Raw genomic sequence first — 19,560 nt, forward strand, 5'->3', positions numbered from 1 at the left:
AGCTGGATGCCGATCGACCCGTACATCGTGCTGCTGCTCGGCACGGTGGGCCTCGCGGCGCTCCTCCCGGCCCGCGGCACCGGCGCCGACGTGGCCTCCGGGGCGTCCACGGCCGCGATCGCCTTCCTGTTCTTCCTCTACGGCGCCCGGCTCTCCACCCGCGAGGCACTGGACGGCCTGCGCCACTGGCGGCTCCACGTCACCGTCCTGGCCTGCACCTTCGTCATCTTCCCGGTGCTCGGTGTGGCCGCACGCGGGCTGGTGCCGGTGGTGCTGACCCAGCCGCTGTACCAGGGGCTGCTCTTCCTCACCCTGGTGCCGTCCACGATCCAGTCGTCGATCGCGTTCACCTCGATCGCCCGCGGAAACGTGCCTGCCGCCATCTGCGCGGGCTCGTTCTCCTCGCTGGTCGGCATCCTCGTCACCCCGCTGCTGGCGGCCGGGCTGCTGGGCAACGACGGCGGCGGGTTCTCCGCGGACTCCGTGGTGAAGATCGTGCTCCAGCTGCTGGTGCCGTTCCTCGCCGGACAGGTGATGCGCCCCTGGATCGGGGGGTTCGTCGCCCGGCACAAGAAGGTCCTCGGTCTGGTCGACCGCGGCTCGATCCTGCTGGTCGTCTACACCGCGTTCAGCGAGGGCATGACCCGGGGCATCTGGCACCAGGTCAGCCCCGTCCGGCTGGCCGCGCTGCTCGGCGTCGAAGCCGCCCTGCTGGCCGTCATGCTGGTCCTGACCTGGTACGGCGGCCGGGCGCTCGGCTTCGGCCGGGAGGACCGGATCGCCATCCAGTTCGCCGGGTCGAAGAAGTCCCTCGCCGCCGGACTGCCGATGGCGAGCGTCCTGTTCGGTGCCCACGCCTCCCTGGCCGTGCTGCCGCTGATGCTCTTCCACCAGATGCAGCTGATGGTGTGCGCGGTCATCGCCAAGCGGCGCTCCCACGACCTGGAGGAACCCACCCAGGGGTCCCAGGGGTCCCAGGGGTCCCAGGGGTCAGGAGTCTCCTCCGCTGACGCTGTCCAGGGGAAGCCACAGGACCGTGTCCTTCGGTGACCGCAGCACCTTCGGGTCGGACAGCTCCTCGTCGGTCAGGGCACGGTTCCAGACGTGGACCTCGTCGAGCGCTCCGGTGAAGAAGGCCCGGCTGTCCATTCGCTGACCGATGTGCACGCCGAACGGCGAATTGCGGCTGACCGAACCCGGCACGTCGGCCACGGCGGACTGCGCGCCGTCGACGGACAGTGACAGCCGGCCTCCGCCGCGCCTGAGGACGGCGTGGTGCCACTGGCCGTCGTTGTACGCGGTGTCCGTGCGCACGAAGGCGGTCTGCGGGGCCGCCGCACCGTTGCGTACGGTGATCAGTCCCTGCACACGGTGGTTGGCGGGCTCGCCGCGCACCCACACCTGCGGCTGGGTGGTGCCGATGCCCCCCATCCAGAGCAGCGGCTGCTCGCCGGTGGTGGCCGTGTACCGGAACCACAGGGACGCGGTGAAGTCCCCGGAGCCGAGCGGAAGCCCGGAGCGGTACGGCAGGCGTACGGCGTCGTCGGTGCCGTCGAACTCCAGCGCGCCGTCGAACACGCCGTCGGTCTCCTCGGCGTCGCCGAGCACGGCGGCCGGGCGGGCGCGCGGGGCGAGGTCGGCGGTGTGCGGGTCGGGGCCGCGGTGCGGGGCGAGCCAGTCCTCGCTGAAGCGGGCGAAGCGGATCTCGTCGCGCGCGTCGACCGCCCCGCCCTCGTACAGCAGGCCCACCGTGTCGTGGTCGACGCGCACCAGGTCGGAGTAGCCGGACCAGTCCGTGGTGACGACCGTGCCGCGGTCCACGCTGTCCCAGGTGCGGCCGCCGTCGTAGGAGGAGCGGACCGTCATCGTGCGGCGCCGGTCGGGGTCGGCGGGGCAGGCCAGCAGGATGCGGTCGCCGACGCGCAGCATCGAGCCCTGCACCTGCGGGGTGTAGAGGTCCGGGAGGTCGCGGAAGGGCGCGGCGAAGCTGCCGCCGCCGTCCCGGCTGACGGCCTGGGTGCGGTGGCCGAGGTCGGTGCCGTCCTGCTCCCGGCCGCTGACCAGGACCGAGCCGTCCGTGCGTTCGGCGAGGGTGAGCTCGGAGGGCTTCTGCCGGAAGGTGCCGTCGGCGGCGATCGGCCAGGTGTCGGTGGCGCCGATCCGCCAGTGGCCGCCGTGGTCGTCGCTGACGATGAGCGCGGCGTGGTTGGCGCTGACCCGGCTGCCGTCCCACGTCTCGGTGTTGACGCCGAAGACCAGCCGGCCGGCGTAGCGGCCGTGGGTGAGCTGGATGCCGTGCACGGGGCCGGTCGCGTACCAGGAGTTCCAGTCGGCGGGCAGGATCTCGGGGCTCAGATCACGCGGCTCGGACCAGGTCTTCCCGTCGTCGTCGCTGTACTGCAGATGCGGGCTGCGGTCACAGGGCACCGAGCAGCTGGCGCTGTCCTTGCGGCCGGTGTTGTACGTCTCCGCGAGCCAGATGCGGCCGGTGTCGCGGTCCACGATCGGCGCCGGATTGCCGTGGGTGTCGCCCGCGCCCTCATTGACCACCTGCAGCGGGCCCCAGGTGCGGCCGCCGTCGGTGGAGCGCTTGACCACCAGGTCGATGTCGGCCGCGTCCCCACAGTTGAGGACCCGACCCTCGGCGAACGCCAGCAGCGTGCCGTCGGCCGTCCGCACGATCGCCGGTATCCGGAAGCAGGCGTAGCCGGGGTCCTGCGCCGCCTTGAAGAGGATCTGCTGCTCGAACTCGGGTGGATCTGCGGCGGGTTGGGCGTGTGCCGGGTGCGGCAGCACCAGCAGCGCGGCCGCCGTGAGGGCGGCGGCCAGGCAGTTTCTCAGACGGGTGCGGATTCCTGACGGCATGGCGCGACCTGCCCTTCATGCGTCGAGACATCTGGACATCCGGACATCCGACGTCCAACATGCGCGTATCAGACGGTAGTTGGGGCCTCCGGTGCCTCACAAGAAGCGTGCAGCTACTTCAGCGGGCTCATGGCCGCAGCACCACCTTGCCGAGGTTGCTCCGCGACTCGATCACCTGGTGCGCCTTCGCCGCATCCTCCAGGGCGAACTCGCCGTGCACGGCGGGCTCCAGGGTGCCGTCGGTGAACAGCTGCCACAGCTCCTGCCGCCACCGCTCGTACAGCTCCGGCCGGCCGCGGGCGATCAGTGCCATCTGGAAACCGATCACCGACTTGGCGCCGACCAGCAGGTCGTAGGCCTGGATCGTGCCGCCGCCCGAGCTGTAGGCGACCAGTCGGCCGTGCGGGGCGAGTGCGGCGAGGGCGGGGGTGAGCAGATCGCCGCCGACCGCGTCCAGGACGCAGTCGACGGGCTCGCCCCAGCTGTCGTCGCCGTACCGGACGCAGTCGTCCGCGCCCAGCGCGCGGACGAAGTCCGCCTTGGCCGGGTCGGACACGGCGCCCACCACCCGGCCCGCACCCCGTGCCCGTGCCAGCTGAACCGCGAGATGCCCGGCCCCGCTCGCCGCGGCCGTGACCAGTACCGCCTCTCCCCGTACCGGGCGAGCCGATTCCAGTGCGCCGAGCGCCACCAGTCCGCTGCGCACCAGCGCGACCGCGTCGACGCAGGTGGCACCGTCGGGTATGGCGGAGGTCATGGCTTCGTGCAGCAGGGCGAAGTCGGCGTACCCGTGGCCGAAGCACAGCCCGGTGACCCGGTCGCCCGGGCGGAAGCGGGTCACGCCCTCGCCCACGGCGGTCACCTCACCGGCGATCTCGCCGCCCAGCGGGACCGGCTCGGCGGCCTCGGTGACCTTGCGGACGACGGGCAGGGTGACGCCGACCGCCTCGCAGCGCACCAGCAGTTCCCCGGGGCCGGGCTCGGGGGCGGGTGCCTCCTCCAGGAACAGGGGGCCGCCGGTGGACTCGTACCGGACGCGACGCATCGCAACCTCCAGGAGCCGGGGTGGTCGTTGGGAACACCCATGAATTCGTTGGGAGGCCCAACGATAGCTAGCGATCGTTGGGAAGTCCAATGATTCTTCGGTAGGGTGCACGTATGGCCGAAGCCCCCCTCCCCGCGATCCGCGCCCTGCCCAGCTGGCTCCTCGGCCGGGCCGCCGCCCGCGGCCGCTCCCTGGTCGCCGACGCCCTCGCGGCCGAGGGTATGAAGATGTGGCACCACGTGGTGCTCTCCGCCGTCCGCGACCTCGCCCCCGTCGCCCAGGCCGACCTCGGCCGCAGCGTGGGCCTCGACCCCAAGGACCTGGTCGGCGTCCTCAACGACCTGCAGGCCGCCGGCCTCGTCGTACGCGCCCCCGACCCCAAGGACCGGCGCAAGAACGCCGTGTCCCTCACCGACGACGGCACCCGCCTGCTCACCCGCTGCGAGAAGGCCGCCCGCGAGGCCAACGACGAACTGCTCGCCCCGCTGTCGACGGCAGAACGCGATCAGTTCATGGGCCTGTTGATCCGGATTTCCGGCACGGACGGCTGATGGCGGCTAACGTTCCGTCATGACCGCAGCTCCCGTGCTCGATCCGCAGCGCACCGCCCTCGTCCTCGTCGACCTGATGGACCGCATCGTCGCGCTGCCCCTGGAACCCCGCAAGGGCACCGAAGTGCTCGCCACCGCCGAGGAGTTGGCGGCCGCCTTCCGTGCCGCCGGCGCACTCGTCGTGCTGATCCGGGTCGAACGCCCCGCCGTCGCCGAACAGCCGCCCGGCAGCGGGCTGGCGGCCGGGCTGCCCAGGGACGGCGACCTCGAGATCGTCAAACGCACCATCGGCGGCTTCCAGGGCACGGGCCTGGACGAGCGGCTGCGCGAACGCGGCATCCGCACCCTGCTGTTCGGCGGCATCGCCACCAACCTCGGCGTCGAGTCCACCGCCCGCGCCGCCGCCGACCTCGGCTACGACCTCGTCTTCGTCGAGGACGCCATGGCCGCGTTCACCGCCGCCGAGCACGACGCCTCGGTCAGGCTCGACTTCCCGAGGCTCGGCACGGTCGTGACCGCCGCCCAGGTGCGCCTCGAGCCCCGCTGACCCCTCACACCAGCAGCCCGCCCCCGTCCACGGTCACCACCGACCCGGTGCTGTAACCGCCGCGCATCAGGTACAGGTACGCCTCCGCGACATCCGCCGGCTCGCCGACCCGCCCCACCGGCAGCGACTCGGCGGACGACCGGAACAGCCCCTCCCGCCCGGTCTCCGGCAGCTCCCGCCACAGCTCCGTACGCACCACCCCCGGCGAGACCACGTTGACCCGGAGCGGCGCCAGCTCCAGGGCCAGCGCCCGGGTCAGCGACTCCATCGCCCCGCACAGCGCGGCCGCGGCCGTCGTCCCCGGCATCGGCCGCCGCCCGGCGGTCCCGGTGGTCAGCACCACCGAACCGCCCTCGCGGATCGAGCCGGCGCCGTACTTCACCGCCGTGTACGCACCCCACAGCCGTGTGTCCAGGAACCGCCGTGCCCGCGCGACGGACGTCTCGGCCAGGTTCTCCAGCAGCAGCGGCTCACCGGCCGTGTACACCAGATGGTCGAAACCCCCGATCCCCTCGAAGAAGCCGCGCACCGCCGCCTCGTGCGTCGCGTCCAGCACATGGCCCTCGGCGCTCCCGGGCAGCCGCTCCAGTGCCGCGTCCACACTCGCCTGCCGGCGCGAGGCGACCACCACCACGGCACCCTCCCGTGCCGCGCCCTCGGCGACCGCGAGCCCGATGCCCGACGTACCCCCGATGACGACGACGCGCTGTCCCCGCAGATCCATGACGTGTTCCTTCCGGTCCCAGGACTTGTCCCACTGATGCGTCCAGCCTGCGATCGCGCCCACCTCGCCGTCCAAGACCTCTTTCGTCCCTGGCGATACCCTGAAGGCATCGCCACCGGGTACGACGGAAGGGGCGGCCATGGACCTGGACCTGCGGAAGGTCCGCTACTTCGTGGCGGTCGCCGAACTGCTCCACTTCGGCCGCGCCGCCGAGCAACTGCACATCGCGCAGCCCGTTCTCAGCCGCCAGATCCGCGCACTGGAGAAGGACTTGGACGCGGAGCTGTTCGTACGCGACAGCCACGGCGTGACGTTGACACCGGCCGGCCGCCAACTCCTGGACGACGCAGGTCATCTGCTCGCGAGTGCGGACGCCGCACGCCGTCGGGTGCGGCGGGCCGCCCACGGCTCGGGGCGCTTCGTCGTCGGGTTCCGCGCCGGGGTGGTCGTCACCCGCGCGCTGCGGGACTTCGGGGCCGCCCACCCGGACGTCGACGTGCACGCGCGCAGAGTCGAGTGGGACGACCAGGAGGAGCTGATCCTCGACGGCACCGTCGACATCGCCTTCGTACGGCGGCCGGTCCGGGAGCGGGGGCTGAGGCTGCTGCCGCTGTACAGCGAGGCACGCGTGGCGATGCTGCCCGCCGACCACCGGCTCGCCGGCAAACAGGAGCTGTGCCTCGCCGACCTCGTGGACGAGCCGAGGCTCAGCTACGCCCACCCGGGCCCCGACGACCTGCCGATCCGCACGATCGAGGAGAAGTTCGAGTGCGTGGCGAGCGGAGCCGGCATCACGCTCGTACCGGAGTCCGTCGCCCTGCACTACTCCCGCCCGGACATCACGTACGTGCCGGTGTCGGACGCGGAACCCGACGAGGTGCTCCTTGCCTGGGAGGCGCGCCGACGCTCACCGCTGATCGCCGGCTTCGTCAGCGCCGCCCATTTGCGGGCGCAGGCGTCCGGCTGAGGCGGGGCCCCTGCGGCGCAGGGGGCGCTCCCCGCCGGTCGGGGCCGCGCCGCCGTGCCGCGGGGGACCGGTCAGCCCTGGGCGGTCGCGGCCCGCAGGGCGACGCGGTCCTCGCCCGCGTACACGTTCATCGAGGTGCCCCGCAGGAAACCCACCAGGGTCAGACCCGTCTCGGCGGCCAGGTCCACCGCCAGCGACGAGGGCGCCGACACCGCCGCCAGCACCGGGATCCCCGCCATCACCGCCTTCTGCGCCAGCTCGAACGAGGCCCGGCCCGAGACCAGCAGGATCGTCCGCGACAGGGGCAGACCGCCGTTCTGGAGCGCCCGGCCGACCAGCTTGTCGACCGCGTTGTGCCGGCCCACGTCCTCCCGTATGTCCAGCAGCTCCCCGTCCTCGGTGAACAGGGCGGCCGCGTGCAGCCCCCCGGTCCGGTCGAAGACCCGCTGGGCCGCCCGCAGCCGGTCGGGGAGGCTCGCCAGCAGCTCGGGGGTGACCCGGACCGGGGGAGTGTCGGCGATCGGCCAGCGCGCGGTCGTGCGCACGGCGTCCAGGCTGGCCTTGCCGCACAGCCCGCACGAGGACGAGGTGTAGACGTTCCGTTCCAGGGTGAAGTCGGGCAGGGCGACGTCCGGGGCGGTCCGCACGTCGACCACGTTGTAGGTGTTCGAGCCGTCCACGGTCGCGCCGGCGCAGTAGACGATGTTCTGCAGATCGGACGCCGTGGCCAGCACCCCCTCGCTCACCAGGAACCCGGCCGCCAGCGCGAAGTCGTCGCCCGGGGTGCGCATGGTGATCGCGAGCGGCTTCCCGTTCAGCCGGATCTCCAGGGGTTCCTCGGCGACGAGCGTGTCCGGCCGGGTCGAGACCGCGCCGTCCCGGATGCGGAGGACCTTGCGTCGTTCCGTGACTCGTCCCATGTTCTGATCAGCCCCGGTTCTGTACGTGCTGGTAGCCGAAACGGCCCTTGATGCAGAGATTGCCGTGGGTCACCGGGTTGTCGTGCGGTGAGGTGACCCTCACGATCTCATTGTCCTGCACATGGAGCGTGAGGTTGCAGCCCACTCCTGCGCAGTACGCGCACACCGTGAGTGATCGGGCGTCCGAGGGTCTGAGGGAAGCCGACAACGCGGGGGCGCGATTCCTGTGGCTTCACCTGCCGTCGTACTCGTGAGTCACTGATCAGACTGGTGGATCCCGCTACCCACGGCAACGAGGGGAATCCCCGACATGCACGGCTCGCGCATCGCCGCCATCGGCCACTACCAGCCCGCGAAGGTACTCACCAACGAGGACCTGGCGAGCATGGTCGACACCAGTGACGAGTGGATCCGCAGCCGTGTGGGCATCCGGACCCGGCACATCGCGGGCCCGGACGAACCGGTCGACGAACTCGCCGCGCACGCCGCCGCCAAGGCCCTGGCCGCCGCCGGGCTCACGGCCCAGGACATCGACCTGGTGCTGGTGGCCACGTCCACCGCGATCGACCGTTCCCCGAACACCGCCGCCCGGGTGGCCGCCCGGCTCGGCATCCCGCAGCCGGCCGCGATGGACGTCAACGTCGTCTGCGCCGGCTTCACCCACGCGCTGGCCACCGCCGACCACACGGTACGAGCGGGCGCCGCGACCCGGGCGCTGGTGATCGGCGCCGACAAGATGTCCGAGATCACCGACTGGAGCGACCGCACCACCTGCGTCCTGGTCGGCGACGGGGCCGGGGCGGCCGTGGTCGAGGCGTGCGCGCCGGGCCAGGAGGCGGGGATCGGGCCGGTGCTGTGGGGATCGGTGCCGGAGATGGGCAACGCGGTGCGCATCGAGGGCACGCCGCCGCGGTTCGCGCAGGAGGGGCAGAGCGTCTACCGCTGGGCCACCACCCAGCTGCCGCCCATCGCCCGTCGCGCCTGCGAGAAGGCCGGTGTCGCACCCGCCGATCTCGCGGCGGTCGTGCTGCACCAGGCCAATCTGCGCATCATCGAGCCGCTCGCGGAGAAGCTCGGCGCCGTCAACGCGGTGATCGCGCGCGACGTCACCGAATCGGGCAACACGTCCGCCGCCAGCATCCCGCTCGCCCTGTCCAAGCTGCTCGAGCAGGGTGCCGTCCGCAGCGGCGACCCGGCGCTGCTGTTCGGCTTCGGCGGCAACCTGTCGTACGCGGGGCAGGTCGTACGGTGCCCGTGACACCGTCCGCGGGGGCGCACGGGGCGGTGTGACCCGCTCGACTCCCTCTCCTCATGGCTTTTGTGCACCGTAGACTGTAGACGAAAGACAATCCATGGTGGGCAGTCCATCGCGCGCTGCAAACAGCCTGGAGGGGACCGCGATGTTGCCGACCGGACTGCCGCAGGGAGCCGTACCCAGGCTGGAACGGCCCGGCCCGTTGCGCGACCGTGTCTACGAGGCACTGCTGGAGCTGATCACCACCCGCGCCCTGAGGCCCGGCCAGCACCTCGTGGAGAGCGAACTCGCCGGACACCTGGGTGTCTCCCGCCAGCCGGTCCGCGAGGCGCTGCAGCGGCTCAACACCGAGGGCTGGGTCGATCTGCGTCCCGCGCAGGGCGCGTTCGTCCACGAGCCCACCCAGGACGAGGCCGACCAACTCCTGACGGTCCGCACCCTCCTGGAGGCGGAGGCGGCCCGACTGGCCGCCCAGAACGCCGACAAGGCAGGGATCCAAGCACTGCAGGAGCTGTGCGCCGAGGGTGAGAAGGCGGTCGCGGCCGAGGACGTGGACCGCTCGGTCGCCCTCAACGCGGCCTTCCACACCAAGGTGATGGAGCTGGCGGGCAACACCGTCCTCGCCGGACTGGCCGGCCAGGTCGACCGCCGGGTCCGCTGGTACTACACGCCGGTGGCCAGGCAGCGCGGAAAGCAGTCCTGGATCGAACACCGCGAGCTGACAACTGCGATCACCGCCCGCGACGAACAGCGCGCCACCCACCTGATGCGCGAACACACGGAGCACACCCGCCGCTCGTACCACGAACAGAACGCGTCCTGAGCGCAGTCGGCGACGCGTGCGAGAATCCCCGGATGGGACCGACCACTGACTCCGCGCCCGTCACACTCCTCCCCGCCACTGCCGAACTGCGGCCCGTCATCGAGCAGTTGACGCAGCTGTACCGTCACGACATGTCGGAGTTCCTCGGCCATCTCCCCGCGGCCGACGGGAGATTCGGGTTCCGCGGCCTCCCGCTGTTCTTCGACGAGCCGGAGCGGGAGGCCCTGCTGATCCGGTACGGCACGGCCCCGGGCGGTTTCGTCCTGACCTGTCCCCTGCCCGAGGGCTCGACCTCGATCTCCGCGTTCTTCGTCGTACGGGCCCTGCGCAGGCGCGGCGTCGGCCGACAGGCCGCTCTCCAGCTCCTGAGCTCCCGCCCGGGCGCATGGGCCATCGCCTTCCAGGAGGCCAACAGTGGCGCCGCCCGCTTCTGGCGTGGCATCGCCACCGCCGCCGTGGGCTCCGCCTGGCACGAGGAAACCCGCCCGGTACCCCCACCGGCGCCCGCCGGCCTGCCGGACGACCACTGGATCTTCCTGGACACGGCGGCCCAGGGGCATCGTCCTGCGCACCCGCGGTAGGGGGCGTCCAGCTCCAGGCGGTGCCGGCGGCCGCGGGTGGCTCACCGTGCGATCCGAGCCGGATCCGGAGCAGGCGATGCGTCTTCGCCCGTCGCCGTGCAGCAACGTGCCTCCACCGCCAGCATCGCCGTCAACACCCCTACCAGGAGCAGTAGTCCGACATAGGCCGGGAGACGGGCGGCCGGCAGGGACGTCAGCAGGGCGAGGGGGGACGCGGCGGCGCGGAAACGGATCGGGCGGAGGTTCAGGGTGGCGCGGAAGGCCGCGTCGCCGGCCAGGAACAGGGCCACACCGCCCGCCAGGGCCAGGGCCGGGCCCCAGTGCGGGTGTTCGGTGAGGTGGCCGAGGGTCTTCTTCACGCCGGCCGCGAGGAAGGCGATGCCCAGCAGCATGGGCAGGAACGCGTAGTAGTACGCGTTCATCGCCAGCCGCCACCGCTGCGGTGCCGGTGTGGCGCGGAACGCGGCCTCCGCGCCCTCCTCGTCGCGTACGAAGTACGTCCACCACAGCGCGATGGCGAGGGCCAGCGCCAGGAACGCCCCGCCGAACAGGCCCGGCGTGAGCGGCAGATCACCGATGCCGACGCCGATGGAGATCACGGACTCGCCGAAGGCGATGATCAGCAGCAGCCCGTGCCGTTCCACGAAGTGTGCCGGGTCCAGGGTGCCCAGCTGCACCCGGAGCGTCGCCGCGCTGCGGCCGTCCCTGCGGCCCGGTCCGTGCTCGGCGACGAACGGGGTCACGAACTGCAGCGCGATCGCCAGCAGCCAGAGACCGTCCGCCGTCAGGCCGTCGGTGCCGCCCGCGGCCGTCACGGAGAGAGCGGCCAGCGCGTTCGGGACGCCGTACCAGATGGAGTCCCAGCCGTGGCTGCGTGTGTACAGCGCCGTGTGCACGACCACCACCAGCAGGAAGCCCAGTCCGAAGACCACGCCGGTGTCGTCGAAGACCCGGGGGATCGCCAGCGCGCAGATCAGGAACGCGGCCATGCCCAGCATCAGCAGCAGCCGCCGCGACGGGCGGTCGGGCGGCACCTGGTTGGTGAGGTAGGCGTAGGCGCCGTACATCCAGAACAGCACGACCAGGATCAGCGCGACACGGGCGGCCGTGGCGAACGACAGGTCGTGTGCCAGCAGCACGGTGAGCTGGGTCAGTGTGAAGACGAAGACGAGGTCGAAGAAGAGTTCCAGGCTGCTGACCCGGCGTCCTCGTTCCTCGGTGCCTCTGGGCGCGGGCGTGGTGTCCGTGTCCCTGTCCATGGTGCGATGTTCCCCCTCCGAAGATCGGTGAGCAGATCGTAGAGGGGGAACACCGGTTGGGAGGAGCGGAGTTGGCCGTCAGGGGGCTGTCCGCGGTCGTGCTGCCGGGGCCGTCGTGCCGCCGGTCCGGCGCGGCTGCCGGAGCAGCAGGACGATGGTCGCCGTCACCGTCGGCACACAACCGGCGAGCGCATAGGCCCCGTCGTAGCCCCACGCACCGACCGCCATCGAGCCGAGGCCGCCGCCGAACAGCAGGAGGCGCTGGAGGCGGCCGGCGTCCAGGTGGGCAGGACCCCGAACGGGACGGCGGCACTCGTCCTCGCGCGGCTGACCGGAGCGCAGTGACTTCACTCATAGTCGGCGCACGGTGACTGTCGGCATCCCGGGCCCGTCGGTAGCTTCTTCGGGCACTGCCGCGGCTCCCGCGCAATCCTCGGGCACTGCCGCGGCTCCCGCGCAAGACGTCCGGCGTTACGACGGTGCGAGCCGTGCGCCGGACGGCCCCGCACCTCCTGCACCCCCGCCACCACCCTTCCAAGGAAGGCCCACGGGTCCCCGGAAGGTCCCGCGGCCCTTTCCTCTCGACCGTGCACCGAGAGCGGAGTATGCGAATGGCACCCACCCTCACCCTCAAGGCCGGAACGTCCTGGGCCGAGGCCTGGCAGCGCTGCCTCGCCGCCGCGCCCGAGGCGTTCCGGGACGACCGCGTCCTCAACCTCTGGAACGCCGCCTGGCACGCGGACGGCCGGGCGCTGCCCGCCATCAGCCCGGTCGACGGCACCCCCATCGCGGGTCCGCCACGGCTGGACCGGGCCGCCGCCCGGCAGGCCGTGCGCGCCTCGCTCGACCAGCACCGCGCCTGGCGGCACATCCCGCCGGCCGAACGCCGGGCCCGGGTCGCCGCCACCCTCGACGCGCTCACGCACCACCGTGAACTCCTCGCACTGCTGCTCGTCTGGGAGATCGGCAAGCCGTGGCGGCTCGCCCAGGCGGACGTCGACCGGGCCATCGACGGGGTGCGTTGGTACGTGGACGGCATCGAGCCGATGATCGCCGGCCGGGCACCGCTGGACGGCCCGGTGTCCAACATCGCGAGCTGGAACTACCCGATGAGCGTCCTCGCCCACGCCCTGCTGGTCCAGGCACTCGCGGGCAACGCCGTCATCGCCAAGACCCCGACCGACGGCGGGGTCGCCTGCCTGACCCTCGCCTGCGCGCTCGCCGCCCGCGAGGGAATCCCCGTCACCCTGGTCAGCGGCAGCGGGGGCGAACTGTCGCAAGCGCTGGTGCGCGCGCCCGAGATCGGCTGCGTCTCCTTCGTCGGCGGCCGCGACACCGGCGCCGCCGTCGCCACGGCCGTCACCGACCTCGGCAAACGGCACGTACTGGAGCAGGAGGGCCTGAACACCTGGGGCATCTGGAACCACTCGGACTGGGACGCGTTCACCGCGGTCGTCCCCAAACTCTTCGAATACGGCAAACAGCGCTGCACGGCCTACCCGCGCTTCGTCGTCCAGCGTGACCTCTTCGACCAGTTCCTCTCCGCGTACCTGCCGGCCGTCCGCAGGGTCAGGGTCGGCCACCCCCTGGCCGTGCAGCGAAGCGACGACCCCTGCCCGGAACTGGACTTCGGCCCGGTGATCAACGCGGCCAAGGCCAAGGAGCTGCGTGACCAGGTCACGGAGGCCATCGACCGCGGCGCCGTCCCCCTGTACCGCGGCAAGGAGGCCGATGCCCGCTTCCTGCCCGGCCAGGACACCTCGGCCTACGTCCACCCGGTCACCCTGCTCAACCCGCCCCGCTCCTCCCCGCTCCACCACGCGGAACCCTTCGGCCCGGTCGACACCATCGTCCTGGTCGACACGGAGGCGGAGTTGCTGGCCGCGATGAACGCCTCCAACGGCGCCCTGGTCGCGACGCTCTCCACCGACGACAGGGCCACGTTCGAGAGGCTGGCGCCGCAGATCCGAGCCTTCAAGGTCGGCCACGGCACGCCCCGCTCCCGCGGGGACCGCGACGAACTGTTCGGCGGGTTCGGCGCCTCCTGGCGCGGCGCATTCGTCGGCGGTGAACTGCTCGTGCGTGCCGTCACCCGCGGCCCGGCCAGCGAGCGGCTGCCCGGGAACTTCCCCGACTACCAGCTCATGCCCTGACCACCACGTCCTGTCGCTCCGCGCACGTCTGATCACTCTGCGTACACCCCGTCAGCCGGGGCGCACAGTCGCGCCCCGGCCACCGCTCACCACACGGATACGCAGGTGAAACGCACTCCGAAACCTTGGTATTGTTGTCCATGTCGCCGCGGGGAACAGCCCCCGCAAGGCGACAGACACCTGGTCCGGGTGGCGGAATGGCAGACGCGCTAGCTTGAGGTGCTAGTGCCCTTTATCGGGCGTGGGGGTTCAAGTCCCCCCTCGGACACCAGCACTCCTTATAGCGATACGGAATCGAGGGCCTCGACCTAACGGTCGCGGTCCTCGTTGCGTTGTCGTACGTGATCGTGATGCCCAGGGCCTCGCAGAGGGGCTCCTTCTTCTCGACGTCGGCGGCTCGGATACGTTGAGCGTTGTCTCCGAGGCGGCGTCCCGGTCCGTGAGGCCCTCCCGGACATGGAGCGCCGGTACTTCCCGGTCGGCGGCCGACAGCCGCCGCCAGGCGGTCACCAGGTCCATCCGCTCCTCGCCCTGGGCCAGACCGTCGTAGCTGTCCTCGCCGCCGTTCTCCATGACACGGACCGCGACAGCCGTCTGGCGGCGATGCCCGCGGTGGGCGTCGAGCGTCGCGTTGCGCGCGGTGCCGAAGAGCCACGGGCGTGGGTCCTCGGGCAGCCCGCCGCGACGACGCCACGCGGCGAGGAACGTCTCACCGACGATGTCGTCCACGTTCATCGGGTGAGCACGCCGGCGGACGAAGCGCAGCCCGTCCTCGTACTGAGCGCGGTAGACATCGGTGAACGTGTCCACCACCCGCGAAGGTGCAACGCGAGAGTTCGAAGAAGTTTTTGTGCCGGCCCTCAGCAGCTCGGGCAGGGTACGCGGCAGCGCTGAACGAGAGAGGTCGTCGCGGGTCACCACAGGTCGCCGCGTGTGACAGCGCAAGGCTTGTGACCCCGGCCGTCTGCCGCTCGGCGAGCGCACTCGGGGTCTCGAACCGGTCGGAGGCGTGCCAGGACACGACGTCGATGATGACATCAGCCCGGCGAGGACTTACTGGTCCGAAGCAGGGACCCTCTCAGCCGAGCTTCCGGCGCAGTTGCAGGACATACAGCACCAGCAGCGAGGGGGCGATCAGTGCGGCCGCGACGCAGGAGATCACAAACAGCACCCACAAGGCGGCCGACGGGGCCGCCGCTTGCTGGATGACCAGATGGGTGCCCAGGAGGTAGGGGTACTGCGCCACGCCCCACCCTGCTACGACAGTGGCGACCGCGATCACGGCCATGCCGCGTACGACGACGGTGCGGGCCCTGCGCAGCAGCAGGAGTGCGGTGAGACCGCAGAGGACGGAGACGGCCAGGAGCGGTGCGCCCACCGTGGCCAGCTGGTGGAACAGGCGCGGCGAGTCCGAGTGCAGCACGAAGACTCCCGCCACGGCCACCAGTCCGGCTGCGACGGCCGCTGCGAAGGCCCGCTCACGGAACGCCTTCTCCAACGGCTCGTCCCCACGGCGCTGTGCCTGTCCCGTGAGGAAGACGGCCGCGAGATACGCACAGACCACGACGGCGAGGACACCGCCGAGGACGGATGTCGGGTTGACCCAGCTCGACAGGGGGTCACCGTGGCCGTCCGTGGGTACGCGGCCGGAGGCGATGCCGCCGGCCACGGTGCCGAAGAAGAACGGTGTGAGCACGGATGAACAGGCGAAAGCAGCGCTGCTCAGCTGTTCTGCCCGGCCCTCGGGCAGTGCGTGGCGGAAGGCGAACCCCGCTCCTCTGGTGACGATGCCCAGCGCGGCCAGTCCCAAAGGGATGTAGAGCGTCGTGGTGATTGCAGCGAAGGCTTGAGGGAAGCCCGTCCAGAGCGTGACGAGACAGAAGATGAGCCACGTGTGGTTGGCCTCCCACACCGGGCTCAGCGAGAGATTGATCAGCTCACGTGTGCGGCGCCCCCGTTCGGGGCCGCCGGCCGTCAGGTCCCAGAAGCCGGCGCCGTAGTCCGCTCCGCCGAAGAGGGCGTAGGCGATGACGCCGATGAAGAGGATGGCGGCGATCAGGGTGCTCACCGCCCATCAGCTCCGTCCGCGTGGTCCGTCGACGCCGGTGCCGGATAAGGTCCGTACGGCACCGCGACGGTCTCGGGGTCGTGTTCGGACCACTTTCTGCGCATGGTGCGCAGGACGAGGAGTGCGCCGATGCCGACGCAGAGGTAGATGGCCAGGACGCTTGCGAACAACGGCCACAGGTTGCCCTGTGTCGCCACCGCGTCCCGGGTCAGCAGGACACCCACGACGGTCCAGGGCTGGCGGCCGACCTCGGTCACCACCCATCCGCTCTCCAAGGAGGCCAGGGCGACCAGCCCGGCCACGCCGGCACCGCGCAGGAACCAGCGGTTCGCGGGCACCTCGCGCCGCCGCCACCAGAACCACGCGAACCACAGGGACAGCAGGAGCAGCAGCGAGGCGGTTCCCACCATGACGTCGAAGGCCAGATGCACGACATTGACCACCGCGTCGTCGGGACGCACCGGCGCGGGGATGGCGTCGAGGCCACGGATCGTGATGGACGGCCTGAAACCGGCCAGCAGTGATGCCACATCGGGAATGGGAAGGCCGAAGCGTACCGCTCCGTTGACAATGACACCGCCGAGTGTCTCCGGGACGTGGTCGGCGGTGGACGGCACGAGTTCGAAGGCGGCGAACTTGGCCGGTTCCCGGTCGAACACCTGACGGGCGATCGTGTCACCCACCAGGAACTGGAGCGGCATAGAGATCGACGCCACGGTGAAGGGCACCAAAAAGCCCAGTCGGTGGTAGCGGTCCCGACGCCCCTTGAGCAGACCCCAGGCGTACACCCCGGCGACCATGAAGCCCGCGACGATGTACGCCGCGACCAGCATGTGCACCATCTCCCACCAAAAGGCGCCGTTGAAGAAGACCTTGGACGGAACCACATCGGTGACGCGTCCGTTCCTGACGGTGAACCCCCCTGGCTGGTTCATCCAACTGTTCGCCGCGATGACGGCCGCCGTCCCGCCGACGCCGGACAGCGTGACCACCACGCCAGTGAAGAAATGCGGCCACGGCGGCAGCCTTGTCCAGCCGTAGATATAGATGGCCATGAAGATGGCCTCGAGGAAGAAGAACAGTCCCTCGATGGCGAAGGGAAACCCGAACGCCGCGCCGTACGCACCCATCAGCCCGGGCCAGAGCAGACCCAGCTCGAACGTCAGAACAGTGCCCGAGACGGCCCCGACCGCGAACAGCACGGCAGCCACCCGCGACCAGCGTTGCGCCAGGAGCAATGCCTGCTGATCGCCGTACCGCAATGCGCGGAAGTGGCAGATCAGCATCATGAATGTGAACGCGACTCCGAAGGGCACGATGATGATGTGGAAGCCCAGGGTGAAGGCCATCTGCTCACGCGCGGGGAGGAGCTGCGGCGGGTCGGCGACCCCGAGCAGAGAGGGCACTAGCATGGGTTCTCTTTTCAGCCCGGACGGAAAAAGCCGGCTCGCGAGTCGTCGTGGTCGGGGTGTCGAGCGTGACGCGTACGGCGAGATGCGGTCTCTCTGGGCCATGACGATCCGACTCGCCATGCGTTCACGTCGGAACGCTAATGAGCGGGTTGGCCACGGTCCTCTTCAACGACTGACGACCTCGCGCTTTTGCACCGATAGGGCCAATGGTTCGAGCGCCATCCAGCCGAATCGGTCACGACCATGGGGACACCGGCGTCAGTCCTCGTTGACCCCCTCCAAAATGAGACTGCAGGCGCTCGCGCGGCCTCGAAGATGCCGAAACGCTGCAGCACACTGCCCGCCAGCGGCGATGTCCTGTGATCGGGGACCGGTCAGCTCATAGATCCGGCCGATGTGCCGGGGCGGATCGGCCAGAATCTCCTCGACGACCGCCTGTACGAGAGCTGCCTGGAGACCACCGCATGACCACCACCGGCGGCTCCGACGAGAGCCCTTCCGTGGCGCTGCGCACCGAGGCACTCGAACAACTGCTCACCGTGCGCGGCCTGATCGACCCGAAGGCCATGGACGCGCTCATCACCCGCTACGAGACACCAGCTCACCGTTGGAGCGGGGGAGGGTGCTGTCGGGCCCTCGGTGTCCAGCGGCGTGCTGCGCCGGGTCACGGGGAAGCCAGGAGGGCGGAGGAGCCGGCGATGAGCACGGGCCGACCGCACCCGGCTCCCCGATGGCCCACCGAAGGGCCCCCGCAAGCGGTGGGGCACGGGACGGCCGCGCCGGGGGCGCTCCGGGGCGGCCGCGTTCGAGTCCGGCTGCGCCGGTCAGCTGCGGCGGTGCGCCGACTCCTCCAGCCGCCCGACCAGTTCGGCAGCCATGGCCTTGATGGTTTCCAGCCCCTTGCGCCCCCACGGCTGTGGGTCCTGGTCGACCACGCAGATCGTGCCCAGCACCACGCCGGTGCTGTCTATCAGCGGTGCGCCCAGGTAGGAGTGGACGCCGATCGCGTCGACCACCGGGTTGCCGGCGAACCGTGGGAAGTCCCGGATGTCCTCCAGCACCAGCGCCCGGCGGCGCTTGACCACGTGCGGGCAGATGCCCATGTCGATGTCGCGGGGCATGACGCGGCCGGGCACCGGGTCCTCCAGCAACGGCGGCCCCACGTGGGCCGTGGTGTCCTGCGCGGCGCTGTACAACCCCGCGAAGTACTGGCGATCGGCGTCGAGGAAGAAGTTGACCCCGGCGTAGCAGCCGCCGGTACGGTGTGCCAGCTCCCGTGCGAAGGCGTCGAGTTCGGCATCCGGACGGGCAACGATGCCCAGCTCGCGCAGCCGCTCGGATCGGGCACGCACCTGTGGATCCTCCGGGGGGAGGAGCAGATGGCGCAGGGCGATCCCGGACTCAGGCCCGGACGGAGAGTTGGTCGGTGTCGCTGCCATGGGAACTCCTTGTCGTGATCAGATGCTGAATCAGATCGAGCAGCACGCGTATGCCCGAGTTCTGGACGCGGGCGTCGCACAGCACCACCGGCACCTCCTGCCTGAGGTCGAGCGCGGTCCGCACCTCCTCCCCGCGGTAGCGGTGAGCCCCGTCGAACTCGTTGACGGCGACGACGAAGGGAATGCCGCGCCGCTCGAAGAAGTCCACCGCCGCGAATGAGTGCTCCAGCCTGCGGGTGTCGGCGAGAACCACCGCCCCGAGCGCTCCTTCGGAGAGTTCGTCCCACATGAACCAGAAGCGCTCCTGCCCGGGCGTGCCGAACAAGTACAGGACAAGGGACGGACTGAGCGTGATCCGGCCGAAGTCCAGGGCCACCGTGGTGGTGGCCTTGTTCTCCACTCCGTCCAGCCGGTCCGTGGCCGCGCTGACGGCGGTCAGCATCTCCTCGGTGCTCAGCGGCTCGATCTCACTGAGCGCGTTGACGAAGGTGGTCTTTCCCACGCCGAACCCGCCGGCGATCAGCACCTTGACTCCCACCGGCAGGACTTCGGCGGGCAGCGGGTCACAGTCGTTTGAGGAGGCCATCGCGTACCGCTTCCAAGAGGTCTCGATCAGGTCGTGCGGAGTGGCCCGTGGGCGCCGGGGGCGTATCACCTGCGACCACCGCGCCTCCTTCGGCCAGATCGGACAGCAGTACCTTGACCACGGCGGCGGGCACCTGCATCCGGGCCGCGACCTCGGCAACGCTCACCGGCTGTTCGCACAGCGCCAGCACCTGCGCATGCTCCAGGCCGAAAGCGCCCTGCGTCTGGGCGCCCGTGGCCCGCACCGTGGTCACCAGCGTGAAGTGGGACGTGGCCCTGGTCCGGCCGTCGCTCAGGGTGTAGGGACGGACCAGCCGCCCGGCCGCTTCGTCGAGCTGTGGGCCGTCCGGGAGGACCGGCGTCATC

General features: G+C 71.0%; 19 protein-coding genes, 1 tRNA gene and 2 pseudogenes. 9 read left to right on the plus strand and 13 right to left on the minus strand.

The window, feature by feature from the left end; translation table 11 throughout:
• Positions 1–6 precede the first annotated feature (6 nt).
• Positions 7–1,050, plus strand: a complete 1,044-nt coding sequence (locus tag FB157_RS35065) for a bile acid:sodium symporter family protein (RefSeq protein WP_186581834.1) — start codon at positions 7–9, stop codon at positions 1,048–1,050.
• Here the strand turns inward: FB157_RS35065 and FB157_RS35070 are convergent.
• Both FB157_RS35070 and FB157_RS35075 read right to left on the minus strand, forming a co-directional pair.
• On the minus strand, positions 991–2,865 hold the full coding sequence (locus tag FB157_RS35070; RefSeq protein ID WP_145884731.1) for a sialidase family protein: 1,875 nt from the start codon (positions 2,863–2,865) through the stop codon (positions 991–993). The two genes, FB157_RS35065 and FB157_RS35070, sit on opposite strands and share 60 nt — an antisense overlap.
• 127 nt (positions 2,866–2,992) lie before the next feature.
• On the minus strand, positions 2,993–3,910 hold the full coding sequence (locus tag FB157_RS35075) for a zinc-binding dehydrogenase (RefSeq protein WP_145884733.1): 918 nt from the start codon (positions 3,908–3,910) through the stop codon (positions 2,993–2,995).
• A gap of 113 nt (positions 3,911–4,023) precedes the next feature.
• Here FB157_RS35075 and FB157_RS35080 point away from each other — a divergent pair, with 113 nt between their 5' ends.
• The gene (locus FB157_RS35080) at positions 4,024–4,461 is read left to right on the plus strand and encodes a MarR family winged helix-turn-helix transcriptional regulator (RefSeq protein ID WP_145884735.1); all 438 of its coding nucleotides are present in this window, start codon (positions 4,024–4,026) and stop codon (positions 4,459–4,461) included.
• Positions 4,462–4,480: 19 nt separating this feature from the next.
• Positions 4,481–5,008: an isochorismatase family protein gene (locus FB157_RS35085; protein WP_186581832.1), complete on the plus strand. Its 528-nt coding sequence runs from the start codon at positions 4,481–4,483 to the stop codon at positions 5,006–5,008.
• Positions 5,009–5,012: 4 nt separating this feature from the next.
• Here FB157_RS35085 and FB157_RS35090 read toward each other — a convergent pair whose 3' ends face one another.
• Positions 5,013–5,732 carry an SDR family oxidoreductase gene (locus FB157_RS35090; RefSeq protein ID WP_145884736.1) on the minus strand — a complete coding sequence of 240 codons (720 nt, stop codon included), beginning with the start codon at positions 5,730–5,732 and terminating at the stop codon, positions 5,013–5,015.
• Positions 5,733–5,871: 139 nt separating this feature from the next.
• Between FB157_RS35090 and FB157_RS35095 the strand changes: the two genes are divergently transcribed.
• Complete coding sequence (locus FB157_RS35095) at positions 5,872–6,699, plus strand: LysR family transcriptional regulator (RefSeq protein WP_145884738.1); 828 nt, start codon at positions 5,872–5,874, stop codon at positions 6,697–6,699.
• A gap of 71 nt (positions 6,700–6,770) precedes the next feature.
• Here the strand turns inward: FB157_RS35095 and fdhD are convergent, their stop codons facing one another.
• Positions 6,771–7,619, minus strand: a complete 849-nt coding sequence (fdhD, locus tag FB157_RS35100; protein ID WP_145884740.1) for a formate dehydrogenase accessory sulfurtransferase FdhD — start codon at positions 7,617–7,619, stop codon at positions 6,771–6,773.
• A gap of 7 nt (positions 7,620–7,626) precedes the next feature.
• Positions 7,627–7,788, minus strand: a pseudogene (locus tag FB157_RS35105) (Fe-S-binding domain-containing protein); the annotation flags it as partial.
• Positions 7,789–7,929: 141 nt separating this feature from the next.
• Between FB157_RS35105 and FB157_RS35110 the strand changes: the two are divergent.
• The 3 genes from FB157_RS35110 (at position 7,930) to FB157_RS35120 (ending at position 10,278) form a co-directional block, all read left to right on the plus strand.
• Positions 7,930–8,877, plus strand: a complete 948-nt coding sequence (locus FB157_RS35110) for a beta-ketoacyl-ACP synthase III (RefSeq protein WP_145884742.1) — start codon at positions 7,930–7,932, stop codon at positions 8,875–8,877.
• 142 nt (positions 8,878–9,019) lie between these two features.
• Positions 9,020–9,697, plus strand: coding sequence for a GntR family transcriptional regulator (locus FB157_RS35115; RefSeq protein WP_145884744.1), 678 nt, complete (start codon positions 9,020–9,022; stop codon positions 9,695–9,697).
• 32 nt (positions 9,698–9,729) lie between these two features.
• Positions 9,730–10,278: a GNAT family N-acetyltransferase gene (locus FB157_RS35120; protein WP_145884746.1), complete on the plus strand. Its 549-nt coding sequence runs from the start codon at positions 9,730–9,732 to the stop codon at positions 10,276–10,278.
• A 41-nt stretch (positions 10,279–10,319) separates the two neighbouring features.
• On the opposite strand, the gene FB157_RS35125 is transcribed toward FB157_RS35120, so the two are convergent.
• Positions 10,320–11,537, minus strand: coding sequence for a low temperature requirement protein A (locus FB157_RS35125; protein ID WP_145884748.1), 1,218 nt, complete (start codon positions 11,535–11,537; stop codon positions 10,320–10,322).
• Between the two features lie 78 nt (positions 11,538–11,615).
• Positions 11,616–11,789 (minus strand): annotated as a pseudogene (locus tag FB157_RS35130) (MFS transporter); the annotation flags it as partial.
• 359 nt (positions 11,790–12,148) lie between these two features.
• Between FB157_RS35130 and FB157_RS35135 the strand changes: the two are divergent.
• Positions 12,149–13,690 carry an aldehyde dehydrogenase family protein gene (locus FB157_RS35135; RefSeq protein WP_145884749.1) on the plus strand — a complete coding sequence of 514 codons (1,542 nt, stop codon included), beginning with the start codon at positions 12,149–12,151 and terminating at the stop codon, positions 13,688–13,690.
• A gap of 183 nt (positions 13,691–13,873) precedes the next feature.
• A tRNA-Leu gene (locus FB157_RS35140) sits at positions 13,874–13,961 on the plus strand.
• On the opposite strand, the gene FB157_RS35145 is transcribed toward FB157_RS35140, so the two are convergent.
• From FB157_RS35145 to FB157_RS35180, 6 genes are all read right to left on the minus strand, one after another.
• Positions 13,940–14,500 (minus strand): RNA polymerase sigma factor, encoded by a 561-nt coding sequence (locus FB157_RS35145; protein WP_261386726.1) that lies wholly within the window; start codon positions 14,498–14,500, stop codon positions 13,940–13,942. The genes FB157_RS35140 and FB157_RS35145 overlap by 22 nt on opposite strands.
• A gap of 268 nt (positions 14,501–14,768) precedes the next feature.
• Complete coding sequence (locus FB157_RS35150; RefSeq protein ID WP_145884753.1) at positions 14,769–15,758, minus strand: cytochrome d ubiquinol oxidase subunit II; 990 nt, start codon at positions 15,756–15,758, stop codon at positions 14,769–14,771.
• Positions 15,755–17,290 carry a cytochrome ubiquinol oxidase subunit I gene (locus FB157_RS35155; RefSeq protein WP_261386727.1) on the minus strand — a complete coding sequence of 512 codons (1,536 nt, stop codon included), beginning with the start codon at positions 17,288–17,290 and terminating at the stop codon, positions 15,755–15,757. The genes FB157_RS35150 and FB157_RS35155 overlap by 4 nt, the downstream gene beginning before the upstream one ends.
• A gap of 704 nt (positions 17,291–17,994) precedes the next feature.
• Positions 17,995–18,609, minus strand: a complete 615-nt coding sequence (locus FB157_RS35170; RefSeq protein ID WP_145884755.1) for a GAF domain-containing protein — start codon at positions 18,607–18,609, stop codon at positions 17,995–17,997.
• Positions 18,572–19,195: an ATP/GTP-binding protein gene (locus tag FB157_RS35175; RefSeq protein ID WP_145884757.1), complete on the minus strand. Its 624-nt coding sequence runs from the start codon at positions 19,193–19,195 to the stop codon at positions 18,572–18,574. The genes FB157_RS35170 and FB157_RS35175 overlap by 38 nt, the downstream gene beginning before the upstream one ends.
• Positions 19,173–19,559: a DUF742 domain-containing protein gene (locus FB157_RS35180; protein WP_145884759.1), complete on the minus strand. Its 387-nt coding sequence runs from the start codon at positions 19,557–19,559 to the stop codon at positions 19,173–19,175. The genes FB157_RS35175 and FB157_RS35180 overlap by 23 nt, the downstream gene beginning before the upstream one ends.
• Position 19,560 lies beyond the last annotated feature (1 nt).

The sequence above is a fragment of the Streptomyces sp. BK340 genome (assembly GCF_007827595.1).
GTDB lineage: Bacteria > Actinomycetota > Actinomycetes > Streptomycetales > Streptomycetaceae > Streptomyces.

What these genes read in the sequence shown, in the direction of transcription:
- FB157_RS35065 (WP_186581834.1), top strand. Translation starts at nt 7, where the DNA reads ATGCCGATCGACCCGTACATCGTGCTGCTGCTCGGCACGGTGGGCCTC.
- FB157_RS35070 (WP_145884731.1), bottom strand. Translation starts at nt 2,865, where the DNA reads ATGCCGTCAGGAATCCGCACCCGTCTGAGAAACTGCCTGGCCGCCGCC.
- FB157_RS35075 (WP_145884733.1), bottom strand. Translation starts at nt 3,910, where the DNA reads ATGCGTCGCGTCCGGTACGAGTCCACCGGCGGCCCCCTGTTCCTGGAG.
- FB157_RS35080 (WP_145884735.1), top strand. Translation starts at nt 4,024, where the DNA reads ATGGCCGAAGCCCCCCTCCCCGCGATCCGCGCCCTGCCCAGCTGGCTC.
- FB157_RS35085 (WP_186581832.1), top strand. Translation starts at nt 4,481, where the DNA reads ATGACCGCAGCTCCCGTGCTCGATCCGCAGCGCACCGCCCTCGTCCTC.
- FB157_RS35090 (WP_145884736.1), bottom strand. Translation starts at nt 5,732, where the DNA reads ATGGATCTGCGGGGACAGCGCGTCGTCGTCATCGGGGGTACGTCGGGC.
- FB157_RS35095 (WP_145884738.1), top strand. Translation starts at nt 5,872, where the DNA reads ATGGACCTGGACCTGCGGAAGGTCCGCTACTTCGTGGCGGTCGCCGAA.
- fdhD (WP_145884740.1), bottom strand. Translation starts at nt 7,619, where the DNA reads ATGGGACGAGTCACGGAACGACGCAAGGTCCTCCGCATCCGGGACGGC.
- FB157_RS35110 (WP_145884742.1), top strand. Translation starts at nt 7,930, where the DNA reads ATGCACGGCTCGCGCATCGCCGCCATCGGCCACTACCAGCCCGCGAAG.
- FB157_RS35115 (WP_145884744.1), top strand. Translation starts at nt 9,020, where the DNA reads ATGTTGCCGACCGGACTGCCGCAGGGAGCCGTACCCAGGCTGGAACGG.
- FB157_RS35120 (WP_145884746.1), top strand. Translation starts at nt 9,730, where the DNA reads ATGGGACCGACCACTGACTCCGCGCCCGTCACACTCCTCCCCGCCACT.
- FB157_RS35125 (WP_145884748.1), bottom strand. Translation starts at nt 11,537, where the DNA reads ATGGACAGGGACACGGACACCACGCCCGCGCCCAGAGGCACCGAGGAA.
- FB157_RS35135 (WP_145884749.1), top strand. Translation starts at nt 12,149, where the DNA reads ATGGCACCCACCCTCACCCTCAAGGCCGGAACGTCCTGGGCCGAGGCC.
- FB157_RS35155 (WP_261386727.1), bottom strand. Translation starts at nt 17,290, where the DNA reads ATGGCGAGTCGGATCGTCATGGCCCAGAGAGACCGCATCTCGCCGTAC.
- FB157_RS35170 (WP_145884755.1), bottom strand. Translation starts at nt 18,609, where the DNA reads ATGGCAGCGACACCGACCAACTCTCCGTCCGGGCCTGAGTCCGGGATC.
- FB157_RS35175 (WP_145884757.1), bottom strand. Translation starts at nt 19,195, where the DNA reads ATGGCCTCCTCAAACGACTGTGACCCGCTGCCCGCCGAAGTCCTGCCG.
- FB157_RS35180 (WP_145884759.1), bottom strand. Translation starts at nt 19,559, where the DNA reads ATGACGCCGGTCCTCCCGGACGGCCCACAGCTCGACGAAGCGGCCGGG.